The sequence below is a fragment of the Jiulongibacter sp. NS-SX5 genome, assembly GCF_052828545.1.
In genome coordinates, this window is sequence record NZ_CM128248.1 from 1812655 (window position 1) to 1832631 (window position 19977).

Below are 19977 nucleotides of genomic sequence, written 5' to 3' on the forward strand. Positions count from 1 at the left end.
ATAAGGGGATTACTTCCTTCTATTTATTTAATATTCTTTCTAACAAAAGCTTACCAATGGATATGAACAAGCTATTTCTGCTCATTCAGTTCTTCATAACTTTTTCCGCTTTTTCACAGAAAAACTTAAAACTTTGGTATGACACACCAGCCGGGGATGTGTGGGAAGATGCACTTCCAATAGGTAATGGCAAACAGGGAGCCATGGTGTACGGAAATGTAGAACAAGAGATTTTCCAACTAAATGAACACACGGTATGGAGTGGTGGTCCAAACCGAAATGACAACCCTGAGGCTCTAGAGGCCTTGCCGAAGATCAGAGATCTAATCTTCAATGGTGAATACAAAGCCGCAGAACAACTGGCAAATGAAAAGTTAATTTCTAAAAAATCGCATGGCCAGATGTTTCAACCAGTTGGCAATTTGGTGATGAACTTCCCAAAACATAAGAATTATTCAAATTATTACAGGGAGTTAGACATAGACAGAGCTGTCACCAAAACTACATATAGAGTTAATAATGTCTGTTTTACCAGAGAATCCTTCACATCCTTCACAGACCGTGTTTTAATCATTAGACTAACGGCAGATAAACCAAGACAAATAACATTTAATACCACGTTTAATTCGGAGCATGCAAAACAAAAAATTACAACCAATAAGGCCGGCGAGCTCTCCTTATGGGGCGTTACCAGCGACCATGAAGGTGTAAAAGGTGAGATTGCTTTTGAAGCTCGATTAAAAATTAAAAAAGACGGTGGAAGTCTTGAAGTGAAGAACAATACCATAACTGTTTCTGAATCAAACTCGGTAACGATATTTGTATCGATAGCATCTAATTTTAATACTTTTAAAGATATCTCAGGAGATGAAACACAAAGAGCAAAGTATTATTTGGAGCTTGCCTTTGCAAAAGAGTACTCGCAGTTACTAAACCCGCATATAGCATCTTATCGACAATATTTCAGAAGAGTCAGTCTAGATTTTGGTAGCACATTGGCTGAAAAACAGCCAACTAATCTCAGATTACAAAACTTTAAAAATACTGCTGATCCTTCTTTTGTCGCACTATACTTCCAATACGGTAGATATCTACTTATTTCGTCTTCACAGCCTGGCGGCCAGCCCGCAAATCTTCAAGGTATTTGGAATAACAAAATGACACCCCCATGGGACAGCAAGTATACCATTAATATCAATGCTGAAATGAATTACTGGCCTGCAGAACGTACAAATCTTTCTGAACTGCACGAGCCTTTTCTGCGAATGATTACGGAACTGGCGAAAACAGGTCAGGAGACTGCAAAAGTTATGTACGGTGCCCCGGGCTGGGTAGCACATCATAATACTGACATTTGGAGGGTCACCGGGGCCATAGATGCCGCCTTCTGGGGCATGTGGAATAGTGGGGGTGGTTGGCTTATTCAGCACTTATGGGAACATTACCTTTACACCGGCGACAGAAAGTTTCTAAAAAAAGTATACCCTGCAATGCGTGGTGCAGCTCTTTTCTATACTGATTTCCTGATTGAACACCCAGAACACAAATGGTTAGTAGTAGCACCCGGAAGTTCACCGGAAAATGCCCCTGAGGCTCATCAGGGTTCATCTATTACAGCAGGATCTACAATGGATAATCAAATTGTTTTAGATGTTTTCAATTCAGTAATTAATGCTTCTCAAGTTTTAGAAATAGATAGCGTTTTTGCTGAAAAATTAAAGAACCTTAGAGACAAATTACCACCAATGCATATTGGCCAGTATAATCAATTGCAGGAGTGGCTTGATGACTTGGATAGTCCAGAGGATCATCACCGACATATCTCACATCTTTATGGACTCTTCCCTTCAAATCAAATTTCGGCTTACCGAACTCCAGATTTATTTGCCGCAGCAAAGAATACTCTGCTTTATCGGGGCGACGTTTCTACCGGCTGGAGTATGGGATGGAAAGTAAACTGGTGGGCAAGAATGCAAGATGGTAATCATGCCTATGAGTTGATAAAAAATCAACTTTCTCCTGTCAGCGGCAAAAAAGAAGGCGGCGGCTCGTATAATAATCTTTTTGATGCTCATCCACCGTTTCAGATCGATGGAAATTTTGGATGTACCTCAGGGATAGCTGAGATGCTTATACAAAGTGCCGATGAGGCTTTACATATTCTTCCGGCACTGCCTGAAGCACTCTCAGCTGAAGGTGAAGTTAAGGGATTAAAAGGCAGAGGTGGATTTGAAATACTTAACCTAGAATGGCAAAAAGGCAGAGTAGTAACCCTCAGCATAAAATCTAATCTCGGAGGTAACTTAAGATTACGCTCACATCAGGCACTTAAAGTATTAGGAGAAAATGTCTTAACAACTGCTCTCCTAAAAAATTCAAATCCGTTTTTTCAAGTCGAAGAGACGGCTCCTCCCATTATTTCTTCATCTTCCACACTTAACCCAATTCCAATCAAGCCAACCTTTGTTTATGACCTAAGTACAGAGGCCGGTATGACATATTACTTTGAATCTGAATAATTAAGCATACCAGAATAAGATAACAAGCAATATCTATTATATACTTTTAGTGCCTCCGTCTTCTTATAAGGTGGCCCCCTGATTGTTATTCCGTAACAGTGATTGTTTCAATTTTAATGCGAGAAATTCTGATTGTGAGTTAATGTTAGTCGTTTTAAGTCACAACAAGAAATTTCCTTTGTAAGCATGAATAAAGAGTAGTCTCAATCACTTTCGATCAAAAAAAATCCCATTCGCTATGAATGGGATTTTTGATTTATTTCAATTCGATTTCTTCGCCGTGGGAGTTCAAAAAGTGGAATTCGGTAATTCCAAGTGAGGTATCTTTGATGAGCTTGATCCATTTTTTGTATTCAAAGAACCATTTCATCTGTCTTGAAATAATACCTTCTCTGTAGTAAGCATAAAGGAAAGGGTGAAGAATGATACTCACCTTGCTTTCATTCTGCTTTTCCATCAAGTGATCCAGATGGTTTTCCAGAAGGTCTGTCACTGTAATACTTGCCTGTATACTACCTGTACCATTACAGCTAGGGCATTTTTCTTTGGTGACGATATTCATCTCAGGTCTTACACGCTGACGCGTAATCTGAGCCAAGCCAAACTTGGTGATCGGTAGTACAGTGTACTTAGATCGGTCACCTTTCATCTCTGCCTTTAGAGCAGCATTAATTTCTTTGCGGTTAGCAGCCTGTTTCATATCAATGAAATCTACGACTACTATTCCTCCCATATCGCGAAGTCTAAGCTGTCTTGCTATCTCACGGGCAGCTTCTTTATTGACATTTACCGCAGTGGCTTCCTGGTCTTCTTCACGAGTAGACTTATTGCCACTGTTGACATCAATCACATGGAGTGCTTCTGTATGTTCAATAATCAGATAACCTCCACTTGGCAGACTTACAGACCTGCCAAACAAACTTTTCAATTGCCTCTCTATTCCGTACTGCTCATACAGTTTAGATTTGCCATTATGGAATTTCAGGATTTTTAGTTTCTCAGGAGCAATACTTTGTAGCAATGCTTTCAGTTTATCAAAATTGTCTTTTGAGTCTACTACTACATTGTCAAAGTTATCGTTTAGCATATCTCTAAGAATAGAGGCCGCACGATTCATCTCCGAAACAATTCTATCTCTAGGCTTAGCTTTCTTAAGCTTATAGATTCCTTTCTCCCACTTTTCTACACATTCCTCAAGGTCTTTTTGAAGCTCCTCAAGGTCTTTATTCTCCGCTACAGTTCTTACAATGACGCCGAAGTTCTCAGGTTTCACAGAGCTTAGCATTTTATGGAGACGCTGACGCTCCTGCTTGCTAGTTATTTTCTTTGAGATGTTTACGGCATTTGCAAAAGGCACCAAAACCACATACCTACCTGCTATAGAGATATCGCAGGAAAGTCTTGGTCCCTTAGAACTAATCGGCTCTTTAACCACTTGTACCAGAATCGGCTGTCCTTTTGTAAGTACATCCGTAATCTTTCCAAGTTTATCTATCTGAGGCTTCAGCTTAAAGCCTTTCAGTCTTTTGCTAAAAGGTTTTTTGTTTAAGATCCCTTTAGTGTATGCATTCAGGGACTCGATGTTTGGGCTTAGATCATGATAATGCAAAAATGCGTCTTTCTCATACCCTATATCTATAAAAGCTGCGTTCAGACCAGATACTACTTTCTTAACCGTACCCAAATAAATATCACCCACAGAAAACTGGTGTTCTGCTTCATCAAAATGATATTCTATGAGTCGCTTATCCTGGAGGAGTGCTATACGCTCTCCTTTGTCGGTAGAACTGATGAATAATTCGTTGCTCAATGCTGAGTTAGAATTAATAGGTTGATAATAATAAATACAAAAAAAGCAGTAAACAGACGGGCTTTACACTTATCAGTGTCCTCTGTTAACTGCTAATTCGTAGAGAAGAAACCGGTAATGTATCTTACCCCGCCAGAATTACTTCTTCTTATGACGGTTTTTTCTTAGACGCTTCTTTCTCTTGTGCGTAGACATCTTATGTCTTTTTCTTTTCTTTCCGCAAGGCATAATTTTAATCTGTATGAACCCCTTCCCTATGAGGTTTATTTCACAATAAAATCTTTATAACAACACCCTTAGGGACGAGGGCTGGTCATAATCGAACCGCAAAATTAGTGATTACTTTAGACTTTCCAAAGTGTTATTTACTTCATTTTGCAGAACCTCATCTAAGCCAATTTGGCTCAGAGCTTCCAAAATTTCTTTTGCTCTTTCTTTCTCTCCTAACTCAACCAAACTATAGGCAAGACCTAGCTGAGCATTCAAATTACCACTATCTATTGACAGTGCCTGCTCAAATCTACCTACGGCTTTATCGTACTGCCCACTCTGCATAGATAAAGCCCCCATACTCATAATAGCCGGTACGTATCTCGGGTTTAGATCAAGCACCTGACGCAGCATCATAATAGCCTGCATTGGCGAAGCCGATGAAACATATGTCATAGCCGTATTGGTTCGTGCATGCAATTGATTTGGGTTTATGGCCAGAGCCTTCTGATAAACCTCTCTTGTTTTCTCCGCAAGCTCTTCCTGTCTTATTGGATTCAGAGCTAAAGAGTATGACTGAAAATAGAAATCGCCGGCCAGTAGCCAGTCAGTTTCAGTATTGGTTAGATTAGCTTTTTTCTCAGCGTAATATGCCGAACTATCGAACAGGTTTTGACCAGCAAAATAAGTGGCCAGATTTTGATAGATACCTTCTTCAGTATCGTTTGAATTTCTTATTTCATTAATCTCAGTTAGCTGAGACTCTGAAAGTGTGACGTGTGGCTCTTCTGTTTTCTCTTCAGAAGAAGATTGAGCGGACTCCGCATTCGAAGGTTCGTTTTTCACAACAAACTTCGGTAGACTATACAATACCCCTGCAGCAATGACGCCGATTACCAGAACTATTAAAATATGCCTGCTTGGCTTGAGCCCGCTCATCTTATTACTTAATTTTTGCTTTGATCATTTCAACGAACTCCTTAGAAGGCTTGAAACTTGGCACATGGTGCTCAGGTACAGTTACTGTCGTCTTCTTTGAAATGTTTCTTGCTTTTTTAGCGGCTCTTTTCTTGTTGATAAAGCTTCCGAATCCTCTGATGTATAAAGCTTCTCCTTCTCCTAGAGTATCTTTAACAGTTACAAAGAACGCTTCAAGTGTAGTAGATACACTTGCTTTATCGATTCCTGTTTTGTCTGAGATTGCTGCAATTGCCTCTGCTTTCGTCACGGTTATATTGAATTTTTAGTTATACTTAGTGTAAATAATTTCTTATCACTTACTTGGGGGCACAAATATAGATGAATTGATTTTCCCTGACCAATAGAATCTCTATATTTTTAGCATAAAATATTTATAACAAGTAAGTTACAGAGAGGCTTTCGCTTAATTAAACATTTTTTTTGACTTTTAAATGCTTTCAGAAAAAATTCTTTCTTGGTATCAGGAGAACAAAAGAGACCTGCCATGGAGAAGAACTTCCAACCCTTATTTCATCTGGCTTTCTGAAGTCATTTTGCAGCAAACTCGAGTAGACCAGGGAATGGCCTATTATCTGAAGTTCACAGAACGATTTCCGAAGGTAGAAGACCTTTCCCAAGCCACTGAAGAAGAAGTACTTAGACTCTGGCAAGGACTCGGCTATTATTCCAGAGCCAGAAACCTTCATGCTGCAGCAAAGTACATAGACCAGGAATTATCGGGCAAGTTCCCAAGTACTTTTGAGGAAATCAAAAAACTAAAAGGTGTGGGCGATTACACCGCAGCTGCTATTTCATCTATAGCCTTTAATGAGCCAAAGGCCGTGGTGGATGGCAATGTTTACAGAGTACTTTCACGGCTGTACGGCGTCAATACACCCATTAACTCTACTGAAGGCTTCAAGCAATTTAGCCAATTGGCTATTGACCTCCTGAACACAAAAGAACCTGGTGAACATAATCAGGCTATGATGGAGCTGGGAGCCACAATATGTAAACCAAAGAATCCTGAGTGCCCGGCTTGTCCGATTAATTTAGAGTGCGTAGCAAATAAGCAGAAAACTCAAACAGACCTACCTGTCAAACTCAAGAAAATTAAGGTTAGAGATCGATACTTTAATTATCTTGTATTTAAACTTGATGATAAAATTTACCTACAAAAGAGAACAGGCAAAGACGTGTGGACAGGCCTTTATGAATTTTTCCTTGTGGAGTCCGATAAAGCAATCGCTAGTTTTGATGGACTAGAGAACTCTTTGCCAGAATGGGCAAACTTGAAAGTCTTAAACATTGGAACCCCCGTATCAAAAAAACACCTTTTGAGTCATCAGAGAATACATGCCAATTTTTGGCTAATAGATTTAGCAAATGTTGACAAGTCTGCAAAAACTTCGTTCTTTTCGAAATCTGAGATAGAAGAACTACCTAAACATCAACTCATTGTGAACTATCTCTTGAACATTGACCTTTAACATGTAAATTCGCTAAACTAAAACCTGAAGAAATATGGCTGGCTTAAATAAAGTATTATTGATTGGTAATGTAGGCGGTGACCCTGAAATCAGAACTCTGCCTAGTGGGTCTAAAGTGGCCAATTTCTCTCTTGCTACCTCAGAGTCTTATACAGACCGAAATGGCCAACGCCAGACACAAACTGAATGGCATAGAATAGAAATATGGGATGGACTGGCCAATGTAGTAGAACAGTATGTCAAAAAGGGTGATCCGCTTTATGTAGAAGGCAAGATAAAAAACGAGAAATGGACTGACCAAAACGGCCAGGAAAGAACAGGTGTTAGAATAAGAGGCTTGGCAATGCAAATGTTAGGCAGGGCTGGCGATAATAACTCAGGAGGAGGCTCTTCAAATTATTCTTCAGGAAATAATTCTCAGGATTCAGGGGGCACTTACGGTAACCCTCCGGCAAAAAGCTCTGAGCCAGATCCTCAATTCAGCACCGGCACGGACGAAGACGATCTACCATTCTAGATACGTTCTATCTGCAGAATTCTGAATTCAGTTCTTCTGTTTCTTCGGTATTCTGCCTCTGTACATTGTACACCGTCTACGCATTGATTAACAGGGGAGGCTTCACCCTTCCCTATTGCTTTTACCCGACTACCTGATATCCCTTTGGACATCAGATAACTTTTCACCTCCTCAGATCTTTTCTGAGACATGATAAGATTGTCTTTAGCACTACCTCTGCTATCCGTATGCGAAATAACCTCAATGACCATATCTGGGTACCTATTCAGCACCGAAGCCAGCTGATCCAGATTTTCAGATGCCTGAGCACTTAAAGCATACTCTTCTTTACTGTAATAGATCTTATCCATTTGTACCACATCACCTACTCTGAATACTTTTGGATCAAAGAAGGACGAATTAGACGAGGTGACCACTTCTTTTTTCGTAGATGATGGCATCACATTACTCACTACTTCGGCAAGCAATCCTTTCTTCGGCTCCTCACCCGGAATAAATTCATAGGTAGTAGCAAAGCCAGACTTCATAGCGATAAATTCATAATCACATTCTTTATCCCTCAAGAAAGCATACTTCCCATCTGAACGAGTAACAGCCTCTTTGACCTCACCAGTACATTTATTGATAAATCTAACTTTGACATCCCTTACGGGTTCGTCATTATTTCCTCTGATTTCTCCAGCGTAATAATTCTCAAAACGGGTATCAGTAATACGTGCCATTACCTTAGGCACTACCTCTTCGATCTTTTCCTGTTGCCGTTCTACCTCTTTAGGTTTTAGTTCAACTACCAACTGAGAAGGTCTGATGTCTGATAAATTATGAGTGGAGAAAAATATCTTTTTGTAATCGACCTTGTTTTCATCAAACTCAAAATAGAATTCCTTCTCAGCCTCAAGACAAACTTCAGCTTTTCCTGATTCATCCAATTGTCCACTCCAGCTTATTTGTGGTGTATTGATTTCGTAATATTTAAATTCTAATCCGACAAAAGGCTTACCGGACCCATTATTAGAAGCCAGAATCTCCACATTCTTACAGCCGTACATTGTCCCAGTACGAGTAAAGGAGTAGATATCATCGTCAGCTGTTCCGTTTTTTCTATTGCTACTGAAATAACCTGAGGTAAAGTTAGCCTGAGCTACCAGCCCAAAATCATCATACTTTGAATTCAGCGGAGCACCTAAATTATGAATACGCCCTTCAGGTTTACCGTTCATTGCCAAAGGCACAGAAAATAAGTCTAAACCACCCATACCCGGGTGACCGTCAGAAGCAAAATAAAGCTGATTATTATCATCAATGAAGGGAAACATCTCGTTGCCAGCAGAATTAATTTGGCTTCCGGCATTTACAGGTTTTTGCCATAAACCATCTTTATATACAGAGAAATAAAGATCTGTACCTCCAAAACCGCCGGGCATATCTGAGACAAAAAAGAGTATATCTTCGAGAACTGAGAAAGCTGGATGCCCAGTACTGTACTCTCCGCTGTTATACGGAAAAGCCCTTAGATTTGTCCAATCTTTGCCTTCTTTATCGGCGATATATAAATGTACCCTGTTCAGGCCATCTTCGTTTTCATACTTTAGTTTACCAATACCATTTCTAGTGAAAATAATACTCTGTTCATTATTAAAGAAATCTGCAGGCCCCTCATGGTAAACAGAATTAAGCTTTCTACTCACTTGCCGTGCTTCAATGCTCGGTTGCTCCCAGGCCGAGGTAGTAGCCATATAAGATAATGTAGGCCCATCATTTGCCGTTTCAGGGGTATAAAAGTCGCTTCCCAGAGCTTTACTTCTTTTATCTGCTCTACCTGCACCGCTAAGGGTGGTGGTATTTAACTGATTTAGCTCTTCTCTATCTTCAATATGATACAAGTCTAAGAATGGAGAGTCATCCCATTCAAAGATTCTTTTGACTCCGTTATATTTTGGACGCCCGCTAACAAAAATCAAGCCATCACCGTAAATCATGGGACTAAACTCTGAGGCAGTAGAGTTAAGTGGCAGATATTCAATTGAGTAACTTGAATTATTACGATTTAGGGGTTCCGGATTCCGCTGAATGTATGCAAAATCCTCTGCCGCCACCTTGCTTTCTTTGAGAGTAGAGTAGGCTTTCCAGGCTTCAGCGGCCTCGGCTCTTTTGCCATTGGCAGACAAAACCTGAGCATAGCGTAGAAGCACTTCGGCGTCTTGATTCAGGTCTGACTTTCCGTTAAGAGACTTCTTAAAATACTCCTCTGCCTTCTCGTAATTTTTTGTAAAGTAATGAGCATAAGCTAGTTTCTTTAGTACCGCTTGCTCAGTTTTTTGATCTATCTCTTTTGAGGTTCCAAGGAGATATTCACCTGAAGAAATTACATTTTGATAAGCTAGGCTTTCAAAGTCGGCATCAATTTTCTGCACCAGTCGAGATGAGCCTTGCGAAAAAGCAACCCCAACTGGCGTTATGAGAATTAATAATATTTTAAGTAGCCGTATCAAAAAAGTCCTTTAAAACACTCAGTTAACGGTCATTAATGCAAAAATCATGCCTCCGCTTAGTAATATTTATAAAAAATCCCGACTTTATTTTTAAAGTCGGGATTTTAGGCTTTTGGCTCTATAATTACTTAGGATCAAGTGCCATTTCTACTCTATTGAGCAAATCCTGATAATGATATTTAGTCAATTTATCAGACACTCTTATGGCATAACTTAGAGACCTCTTTAACTCTGTCAAATGTCCGCGTGCGATAGACGGCAAATCGGTTTCATCCAGATTAACACGAGTTGCTGAAAAGCCATAAGTTACACCCACCGGAATCGACCTCAAGGCTGTTTTACCAGGCTCTAACAAATCAATCAGTTTTGACACGTAAACCTTGTGAAGATTTCTACGGTAAATGTCAGCACTTTTTCTTCCTTTTATCTCCTTAAGAATTTCAGCTTCCAGATCAGTGATAAGCTCATCTACTGAGTAATTATCTGAACTCAAAGCACTATACTCAAACATTCTGGCAAGCCTTTCGCCACTCAAAATACTATTCAAAGTAGAAGACTGAAGCGATTTCAAGGCCTCAACACCAGTCTCCGCTTTAGTCTTGGCGAATATCTCACTGTCAAACAACCAGGCCGGAGTGGTAAATAACTGTGCATTCAGAAAATCAACAGCCTCTTTTTGACGTGCTGTAGGCACTACTTCAAACTGTGCTCCTTCCATATCATACGTTTTTGGCGAATCATATACACCTCCAATATTCTTGGTCACATGTCCCATATATCGTCTGAATTGGCTTGCAACAGCACTATGAAGTTCTTCAAGCTCCTCATATGACTCAGCATCCTTGCTACTCCACTCCTCTAGGTTTGGAATAATTCTCTTTAGGTTTTTAATACCATAAGCCGAAGCAATCATTGAATTGTCTCCCAAATCCTCCGTCTGATACCTTGGGTCATAAGGACTGATTTCTGTACCAAACCTTTTGGCCGGATCTTCATATGCTTTCTTTACCCATTCGTTCAGAATGAGCTTATCTTCCTCCTCAGAATCAGTTTCTGGAATGTAACTATAACCCCATTTAATAGCCCACTTATCATAAGCTCCTATGCCAGGGAAAAGATTCTCAACAGCGATACTATCCTCTGGCTGTGCTACGTAATTAAAGCGAGCATAATCCATAATAGATGAAGTATGACCATTGGCAGCCAGCCAGTCATTGTCTCTTAACTTTTCTACAGGAGTAGCACTACTGGCACCCATATTATGTCTTAAACCAATGGTATGTCCTACCTCATGAGAAGACACAAATCGTATCAATTGACCCATTAATTGGTCATCAAACGTCATCTCTCTGGCTTGCGGATCTACAGCAGCAGCTTGTACCAGATACCAGTTTCTCAATAATCTCATCACATTATGATACCAGCCAATATGGCTTTCCATAATTTCACCAGACCTTGGGTCATGAACATTGGGCCCGTAGGCATTAGCTATAGGCGAAGCAAAATACCTCACCACCGAGAAACGAGCATCCTCAAGGCTCATTGTGGTATCATCTTCCGGCCAGTATTCGCCTCTAATGGCGTTTTTCCAACCTGCCACTTCAAAAGCCTCCTGCCAGTCATCAATACCTTGCTTAATATACGGTTTCCACTTATTAGGTGTAGCTGGATCAATATAATATACAATGGGCTTCTTGGGCTCTATTAACTCACCCTTTGCCTGACGAGCCGCATCTATTGAGTTTTTAGGCTCCAATCTCCACCTAACAGCAAAGACATCTTTATCTGCTTTTTGTGACTCCTCCTCGAAAACAGAATATTGATTAGCGAAGAAACCAACACGAGCATCAAAAAGCCTTTTACGCATTGGCACTTTAGGCAGAATGATCATGGATGTATTAAACTCCATAGTCACCACTCCGGCATCTCTGGATGCTGGCAAATACCTACCCACAGATGGAGTAGGTTTTAGCTGTACCCTGGGAGTACTCACCCCATAAGTCTTAACCGTTTTGATTTCGGTATTTATTGGGTAGGTTTTAATGCTTGAAATGAATGAACGATCGCTTTTCAATGAGGTAATATTCATTCGCTGCTTGGTAGTAGGATCAAGCGAGAAAATCTGTTCGTCGCCTTCAAAAGTAGACGTCACATCAATCACATAAGACTTTACACCATTCAAAGTATCATCCTTTACAGCTTTGATCTCAAACGCTCCCACAATCGGATCAGCACTTGAATTTTTAACCGCTGTAGCAATTGGCTTTGTGCTATCAGGACTCATGACTATATATGACACAGAACGCAAGAAAAGTTGATCCTTAGGACCTTCCTCCCATCTTACAACCTGCCTGTTTACCAATTCACCACCATAAATAGAACCACCAGCTGCCGTTTGCGAGTACCTTGAAACAGTCATGATTTCTCTACCAATTAAGGTATCTGCTATCTCAAAATACCATTTATCATCTTTCTGATGAACACCATACAGGCCGTATTGGCTCACAGCTGTGCTATCAATAAAATCGGCAAAGTCTTTAGGGCCTTTTTCTATCTTCTTCTCAGGCTTTTCAGTTTTGGTAGAATCAGTTTGAACCTGAGCTACTTCGTCTTTATCTTTCTTTTTTTTCTTCTTTCGCTGAGCATCTGCAGTGAATGCCGTAAAGAGCGAAAGCATAACTAACAGTAATAGTTTTTGCTTAATCATTAACGGGTCTTTTTAGTTTGTATAAGTTTATTGACTTAAATTTAATTGAGTTCGTTGCATAATGTGCAATCCACCTCCTAAAAAATACTAAACGGGTGATTTTAGGTGCAAAATCAAAGAATTAGGCAGACCCTCTTCACCCAGAAACAAATAGTGATGTAGCTTTTTTCTATTTTTTTAGAGATATTGCTCAGCAAACCCTTTACCTATACCCTTATGTCAATAGCTGTAGGACTAAAAAAAGCAGTAGATACAGAGCGTAAACTCAAGATCAATTTAAACAGAATCAAGTCTGCCAAAACACTGGCCTATCTTAAAGAACACGGACTCAAGAACCATTTGGATCTTGACAAAATATTACCTGTTTGCTATCTGGAAAACAGCCAAATAGACTTTCTCAAACACTCTAAAAGTTACAGCCTGCCGTTTAATATTGAAGACGTTTGGGACGCCTATGTGAATATTCCACCAAGTAAGTCGTGGGCAGGTCGTAGAATTGGCTTCTCGTTCACCTATAATACAGAATCAAAGAACTTCCATTATGCTAATGATGAGTACAGAGGCTTAAAAGAGAACCAACTTATTTTCATTGAAATCAAAATTCTTTTTGGCTTATTAAAACTAGCGGTAACCCACCATGTCAATGAAGTATTGCCAGACGAAAAAAGAATTAAACTTTGTTATGTAGAAGGCGGTAAATCCTCTGGTTCACAAATGGTTTCTTTTGAAAAAGTGAGTGAGAATGAAACCAAAGTGGTACATGACACTTATTATAAAAGCGACTCAAAATTCAGAGACGAGAAGCTTTATCCTATTCTTCACGAAAGGATTATCAATCAGTTTCACAAAAATGTAAAGAGATACCTGGCGGCTAAATAACTGAACCGAGTTGTTCAGATAATTTTTGGATCACTTTTTTGACTTTCATCATCCGTTGTAAGACCAAATTAATTTCGTCTTCATCTTCCGTTTCATCAAGGTCAGCCGCTAATTGTTTATAATTAGCTTGAAACTTATCCTTTTTGATTCTCAGAATATTCTTGTAACTCAGATCATCTAGTTTTGAGACATATGATGGAATGTGTATTTCAAATCTCGACCAATTATCACTTAGCTCATAACGTGGCGAAAGCCAGGTAATAACCTTATCCTGAATTGAAGTATCCTGGTGTCCAGTAAAGAAACCAGACTCTGGATAATGGCCACTATCATACTGATCCTTGTAAGCGTTAAGAATTTTTTGAAACAAACTATTTTCAAACTCCAATGCTCCTATCTCCTCAAGTAGGTAGTCAGCCAGACGAATTTCTTCACCGGTATCAGGATCTTTTTCAATAACCTCATGCCCATAACAGACCAGATCCTTCACAAACATTTCTTCCTTCTCTGAGCCTGAAATTTCAACTTCTGCCTTTTGCTCCTCAAAACCCGGCACAAACAAGTCTGGTGGTGGCGGCTCTATGCCTTCGGGAAAGGGCCTTTGTTTAGGTGCCGAATCCTTTATTTTCTTTCGAGAAAGTTTATTCCCTTCTGTAATTAAAACAGATTCATCAATCTCCAAAAGATTGGCAACTTCCTTGTAGAAAACAGCCCGCTTGATAGCATCAGGAATTTTGGTAATAGTCTCCACCAAATCTGAGATCAGACCAGCTCTTGCTACTGGATCATTTCCTACTCGCTCCAGACTAACTTCTGTCTTAAAACGTATAAAGTCCTTCTGATTCTCTTTGATGTACTGTTGAAATCCTTCAGAACCTACCTTTTGAACATAACTATCGGGGTCTTCTCCTTCAGGGAATACCACTACCCTTACGTTCATACCCTCCTCTAGTATGAGGTCAGTACCCCGCAAAGAAGCATTTATGCCAGCCGCATCACCGTCATAAAGAACGGTAATATTGGTACTGAATCGTCTGATGAGCTGAATTTGCTCTTTGGTCAGTGAAGTACCGGAAGATGCTACAACATTCTCAATTCCCGCCTGATTTAATGAGACGACATCTGTGTAACCCTCAACCAGATAACAGTTATCATCATTTCTGATACCGTTTTTGGCGGTGTATATGCCATACACAATTCTACTCTTGTGGTAGATTTCCGTTTCGGGCGAATTAAGATATTTAGGAGCCTTTGTGTCCTTTTTCAGAATTCTTGCCCCAAAGGCAATCGGCTTACCGGCTACATTATTGATCGGGAAGATCACTCTCCCTCTAAATCTATCGATCGGATCTTTGCCTTCCTTGATGATACTCAAGCCAGCCTTTTCCAAAATTTCGACTTTGAATCCACTTTTAAGAGCATGTTTAGTGAAAGTATCCCAGCCATCGGGACTGTAACCTAAACCAAACTTATCGATCGTTGCCTGATTAAATCCACGTTCTTTAAAGTACGATTTACCTATACTCTTACCCTCTTCCGTCTCTAATTGCTCAGCATAATATTTCTGAGCAAACTCCGTCACAATGAAAAGACTCTCTCGTTCATTTTGAGCCAAAAGCTCTTCATCAGTATACTCCTTCTCCTGGATTTCAATGCCATATTTTTTGGCTAGCCATTTTAGGGCTTCAGGGTAGCTTAAGCCCTCCAAATCCATAATAAAACGTACCGAATCACCTCCTTTGCCACAGCCAAAACACTTGTAAATTCCTTTGGTAGGTGAGACCGAAAACGAGGGTGTTTTCTCATTATGGAAAGGACAACAAGCGATCATATTGGAGCCTCGTTTCTTTAGCGAAACAAATTCTCCAACGACATCTACCACATCTGCGGCATGTAAGATTTGCTGTACCGTTTCCTGAGGAATCATGCTCAAAATTAAGCTTTATTCCAGAGGATGAAAACAATAAATAAGAAAGCCATGGCACACTATGGCAAGATTTTTGACTTTCTCCACACTGATAGAATACCCAAAAAAGTAATACATGAAATTGAGAACTATAATCATAGCGATATTGGCTATTGCCAGTATCCAGCTTTGGTCATGCAAAGGTGGTGGAGAAGAGGTGGATCCCGGTACATCTGAAGAGATGTCAGAAAAAACCTCTAGTTATGACGCTTCTATTTTGGCAGAGTATACCGCACTTCAGCTTCAATTGATTACAAATACACCAGGCTACTCCGGTCCTGTGGCTGCTCGTAGTATTGGATATTTATCACTGGCTGCTTATGAAGCTACTGTTCACGGCATTGAAGAACATCAGAGTCTTGCCGGGCAGCTTCAAGGTTCGATTGACCTACCTACTCCAGAAAAAGATAAAAAATATGACTGGGCTCTGGCTGCAAATGCTGCTCAACATACACTCATGAGACAGCTTTATGCTACCTCTGCTGACGTATTGAAAGGTAAAATGGATACCTTAAGAAAGAACTTTGAAGCAAAATACTCTCCTGGTGTAGGTACAGACGCAATTGAAAGATCGATCAACTTTGGAAACGAAATAGCTTTAGCCATTTGGGAATACGCCAAAACTGATGGAGGTCATGAAGCCTGGAACGCCAATTTCCCAACTTCAAATTCTCAGATATCGGGAAGTTCAAAATGGCAACCAACTAGTACGCAGAAAAGACCGCTTCTACCAAACTGGAAAAACGTAAGACCTTTTTTGTCTGCCAATGATCAGTTGGCTATTGATAATCCCGCTGAATTCTCTTTCAATGTAAACAGCGACTTCTTTTCTTACGCTCAACAGGTATATATCACGGCCAATAATCTGAGCACAGCTCAAAATGAAATTATGAATTTCTGGGACGATCCTACTAATGCCTCGTTTACTCCGGCAGGACATCAGCTTGCTGTAGTGGCTAAACTAGCGGCGAAAGAAGGCTACAATCTACAAGAAGCTGTACTTCTACTATTAAAAGTGGGCATTGCATCTCATGATGCCTACGTAAGTGCCTATCAAACGAAATATGCTAAAAACATCATGCGTCCTGAAACATACATCAAGCAAGCAATTGACCCTCAGTGGGAAGAACTTATTAGTGGTACACCAAGCCCTTCTTACACCTCTGCTCAAGCCACTATCTCGTCTGCTATAGCTGAGATCCTTACAGCTGAATTTGGCGAGAATTACATCTTTGAAGACGACACAAAGGGATCCCTTGCTCCTAAAAGAGGATACAAGGGCTTCACAGAATATGCTAAAGAGGCCAGAATGGCACAGGTTTACGCCGGCAATCAGTATCTGATAAGTGCTGATCATGGGAATGAACAAGGCAAAAAAATAGCCAGTAACGTAATGAACTTACAATTACTGGCTCCAATGCAATCAGATACGACGATGGCTTATCGTTAAGTTAAGCCACCTTTTCCTTTAGTGTATTTTCAAGGTCAGTTACTTTTTTGAGAAGAACCATATCTTCAATGACAGCATGTCTTCTTAACTCAAATTCGAATAGCGAAACTTGATTTAGGAAAACGCTGAATGGTAAAACTTTGTCTGTTTTCTCCGCATAATCTCTAATTAACTTACCCACTTCACGTAGTTCATCTTCTACGGCATCATGATTGTCCTCAAAATGATCTGAAGATCGTGCTTGAAGTAAGTCTTTAATCGCTTCAATATCTTGACCAGTTTCAGCCTCAGACAATCGCTCTACATACGGGAAGAACACCTCTTCCTCCATTCTGATATGTTGAACTAGTTTTTTCTTGTAATTATTAAAGTAAACCGCCAATCCAGCCAGAAGGCTATGCGAGTCTCCATATTTATGTACAATATGTGCCAATGATTGCTCTATTTCAGGCACCTTCTTTGACAAATAATAGTCATGAGAAACCCTTAAAAATTTCACCAACTGCTCCACGGAGAAGCTTTCCATCTGCTGGCACAACAGATCTGCGTCAAAACTACTTTGCAAGTGCTGTAATTCTTCCTGAGACTTCAATTCCCTTGTAGTACTGTAGAAGTCTTGAACAAATTGATCGGAAAACTGTATCCCGGAAAGCTGATTCATAATTTTCGATTTTTAAGTAGTGACAAATGTGATAAACCTGAGATAGATAAAATATGAGCAAAATCAGAATCGACTGATAAGTCATCCTCTGTAAAATGGCAAAAGGACAATAAATTGAAGCTAATCCACTGATTATCATATCCCCATTCTCTAAGAGAACAGAGCAAATATTCTCAATACCCAATCACAAAACTTATAGCCGTTCAGTTTTTATCTCCTCATCTCCATCAGGCTCTTGGGTATGAATTTAGTTGAAACCGTTGATTTTCAAAAGAAGAAGCTTGAATAAAAACGTTACTAATAATCTATTCTTTAAGTTGTCTAACCTTCACCTAAAGTGTATATAATCAAGGACATAGAAATGGACACTTATTGTTGATTTTAAACCAAAAGGTCTAATCAAAAAAATGAACAACTGAGGTAGAAAAAGGACAAAAATGACTCAGACCTAATTCTGACTCATAATCTTACCAATATGAATTAAAAGTTTTTGTTTATTCAGGCACTTATATAACTTGCCTGAACTTATTTCACTACCTCCATAAAAAATACAACATGCTATCAGATCTTAAGCTAGACAAAACCGCTGAAAAGAATATCAAAAAGTGGCTGAAAGGCAAATACGACGAAGAGACAAAAGAAACGATTCAGAACTGGATCAATAACAAAGATATAACAGCACTTACCGATTCTTTCTACAAAAACCTAGAATTCGGGACAGGTGGTATGCGTGGTGAAATCGGGGTAGGTTCTAACCGTATGAACAAATATACGGTAGGAGCAGCCACTCAAGGACTAGCAAACTACCTCAATAAATTCTATTTGGGAGATAACATTAGTGTTGCCATTGCTTATGACAGTAGAAACTTCTCACCTGAGTTTGCTCAGATAGCTGCAGATGTACTTTCTTCTAATGGCATTACAGCTCACTTATATGCTGAGCTAAGACCTACACCTCAATTATCATTTACCGTAAGAGAATTGGGTTGCCAGGCAGGAATAGTTATCACTGCTTCTCACAATCCAAGAGAATACAACGGGTACAAAGTTTACTGGAACGACGGCTCACAAGTTGTATCTCCTCATGATAAGAATATTGTAAAAGAGGTAAATGATATCACCACCATTAGTAAGATCAAATTCAGAGGTGTTAAGAAAAGGATAAAAACCATCAGACCTTCTTTGGATAAGAAATACCTGAAGGCCGTAAAAAGCATTTCTGTATCACCAAGAATTAACAGAAAACAGTCTGATCTGAAAATAGTTTTCTCATCCATCCATGGTACAGGAATAACCATGGTACCTGACGCTCTGAAACAGCTTGGTTTTGAAAACGTATATGTGGTAGAGGAACAAGCGAAGCCAGATGGAAATTTCCCGACGGTGGTTTACCCTAATCCAGAAGAAAAAGAAGCCATGTCAATGGCCTTGGCCAAAGCAAAAGAAATAGATGCCGATTTAGTACTTGCCACTGACCCTGATGCAGACCGTGTGGGTATGGCCGTAAAAGACCCTAGTGGAGAATGGCAATTACTCAATGGAAACCAGGCAGCTAGTTTGATTATTTACTATCTCCTGAAAGCATGGAAGAAGGGCAAAAAACTTACCGGCAGTGAATTTGTAGCCAAAACCATTGTAACTACAGACCTCATTGACAAAATGGCTGCCAAGGCTGGTGTGAAATGCTATAATACACTCACAGGTTTCAAATATATTGCACAGGTAATTAGAGAAACTGAAGGCTCAGAAACATTTATTGGCGGTGGTGAAGAGAGTTATGGATACCTAATAGGCGATAAGGTAAGAGATAAAGATGCTGTAGCATCGTGTGCAATCATTGCTGAGCTCACAGCTTTTGCTAAGCATAACGGAAACAGCCTGTTTGACTTCCTGGCTGATATGTATAAACAGTACGGATTCTTCTATGAAGGTCTTGTTTCTGTTACCAAAAAAGGAAAATCCGGGGCTGAAGAAATTCAGCAAATGATGGCTGATTTCAGGGCTAACCCACCGGCAGAAATGGCAGGCTCGCCGGTGATTGAAATGAGAGACTATAAAGACCTCAAAAGCACTAATCTTTTAGATAAAACGCAATCAGACATCGCAAAAGACCCGGGTATTGAGAGTTCAAATGTACTTCAATTCTTTACGCAAGACGGCACTAAATTTACTTGCCGTCCTTCGGGTACAGAGCCTAAAATTAAGTTCTACATTGGGGTTCAGGGTAAATTAAGCTCAAAAGAAGCTTATGCTGAAACCTTTGAAGGATTAAAAGATAAAGTATCTAAGATTCAGGAAGAACTAAGCCTAAAGTAA

13 protein-coding genes are annotated in these 19977 nt (G+C 39.8%); 6 read left to right on the forward strand and 7 right to left on the reverse strand.

All coding sequences use genetic code 11. From position 1 onward, the window contains the following. The first annotated feature begins 62 nt into the window (after positions 1-62). Positions 63-2519 (forward strand): glycosyl hydrolase family 95 catalytic domain-containing protein, encoded by a 2457-nt coding sequence (locus ACUXV0_RS08040; RefSeq protein ID WP_446192566.1) that lies wholly within the window; start codon positions 63-65, stop codon positions 2517-2519. Between the two features lie 256 nt (positions 2520-2775). Here the strand turns inward: ACUXV0_RS08040 and ACUXV0_RS08045 are convergent, their stop codons facing one another. The 3 genes from ACUXV0_RS08045 to ACUXV0_RS08055 form a co-directional block, all read right to left on the reverse strand. Beyond that, complete coding sequence (locus tag ACUXV0_RS08045; RefSeq protein WP_446192567.1) at positions 2776-4329, reverse strand: Rne/Rng family ribonuclease; 1554 nt, start codon at positions 4327-4329, stop codon at positions 2776-2778. A gap of 339 nt (positions 4330-4668) precedes the next feature. Continuing rightward, positions 4669-5478: a tetratricopeptide repeat protein gene (locus tag ACUXV0_RS08050; RefSeq protein ID WP_446192568.1), complete on the reverse strand. Its 810-nt coding sequence runs from the start codon at positions 5476-5478 to the stop codon at positions 4669-4671. A gap of 4 nt (positions 5479-5482) precedes the next feature. After that, complete coding sequence (locus ACUXV0_RS08055) at positions 5483-5767, reverse strand: HU family DNA-binding protein (protein WP_446192569.1); 285 nt, start codon at positions 5765-5767, stop codon at positions 5483-5485. Positions 5768-5951: 184 nt separating this feature from the next. Here ACUXV0_RS08055 and mutY point away from each other — a divergent pair, with 184 nt between their 5' ends. Beyond that, a complete protein-coding gene (mutY, locus tag ACUXV0_RS08060) occupies positions 5952-6989 on the forward strand; it encodes an A/G-specific adenine glycosylase (RefSeq protein WP_446192570.1) in 1038 nt (345 codons plus the stop codon). Between the two features lie 34 nt (positions 6990-7023). Next, the gene (locus tag ACUXV0_RS08065) at positions 7024-7506 is read left to right on the forward strand and encodes a single-stranded DNA-binding protein (RefSeq protein ID WP_446192571.1); all 483 of its coding nucleotides are present in this window, start codon (positions 7024-7026) and stop codon (positions 7504-7506) included. Here the strand turns inward: ACUXV0_RS08065 and ACUXV0_RS08070 are convergent. Further along, positions 7503-9920, reverse strand: coding sequence for an OmpA family protein (locus ACUXV0_RS08070; RefSeq protein WP_446192572.1), 2418 nt, complete (start codon positions 9918-9920; stop codon positions 7503-7505). The genes ACUXV0_RS08065 and ACUXV0_RS08070 overlap by 4 nt on opposite strands. Positions 9921-10122: 202 nt before the next feature. After that, positions 10123-12705 (reverse strand): zinc-dependent metalloprotease, encoded by a 2583-nt coding sequence (locus tag ACUXV0_RS08075; RefSeq protein ID WP_446192573.1) that lies wholly within the window; start codon positions 12703-12705, stop codon positions 10123-10125. A gap of 216 nt (positions 12706-12921) precedes the next feature. Here ACUXV0_RS08075 and ACUXV0_RS08080 point away from each other — a divergent pair, with 216 nt between their 5' ends. Continuing rightward, on the forward strand, positions 12922-13584 hold the full coding sequence (locus tag ACUXV0_RS08080) for a hypothetical protein (RefSeq protein ID WP_446192574.1): 663 nt from the start codon (positions 12922-12924) through the stop codon (positions 13582-13584). On the opposite strand, the gene dnaG is transcribed toward ACUXV0_RS08080, so the two are convergent. After that, positions 13577-15511, reverse strand: coding sequence for a DNA primase (dnaG, locus tag ACUXV0_RS08085; protein ID WP_446192575.1), 1935 nt, complete (start codon positions 15509-15511; stop codon positions 13577-13579). The genes ACUXV0_RS08080 and dnaG overlap by 8 nt on opposite strands. 115 nt (positions 15512-15626) lie before the next feature. On the opposite strand from dnaG, the gene ACUXV0_RS08090 reads away from it, so the two are divergent. Next, on the forward strand, positions 15627-17000 hold the full coding sequence (locus tag ACUXV0_RS08090) for a phosphoesterase (RefSeq protein ID WP_446192576.1): 1374 nt from the start codon (positions 15627-15629) through the stop codon (positions 16998-17000). Between the two features lies 1 nt (position 17001). Here ACUXV0_RS08090 and ACUXV0_RS08095 read toward each other — a convergent pair whose 3' ends face one another. Beyond that, positions 17002-17661, reverse strand: coding sequence for a hemerythrin domain-containing protein (locus ACUXV0_RS08095; protein ID WP_446192577.1), 660 nt, complete (start codon positions 17659-17661; stop codon positions 17002-17004). A gap of 555 nt (positions 17662-18216) precedes the next feature. Between ACUXV0_RS08095 and ACUXV0_RS08100 the strand changes: the two genes are divergently transcribed. Beyond that, the gene (locus ACUXV0_RS08100; RefSeq protein ID WP_446192578.1) at positions 18217-19977 is read left to right on the forward strand and encodes a phospho-sugar mutase; all 1761 of its coding nucleotides are present in this window, start codon (positions 18217-18219) and stop codon (positions 19975-19977) included.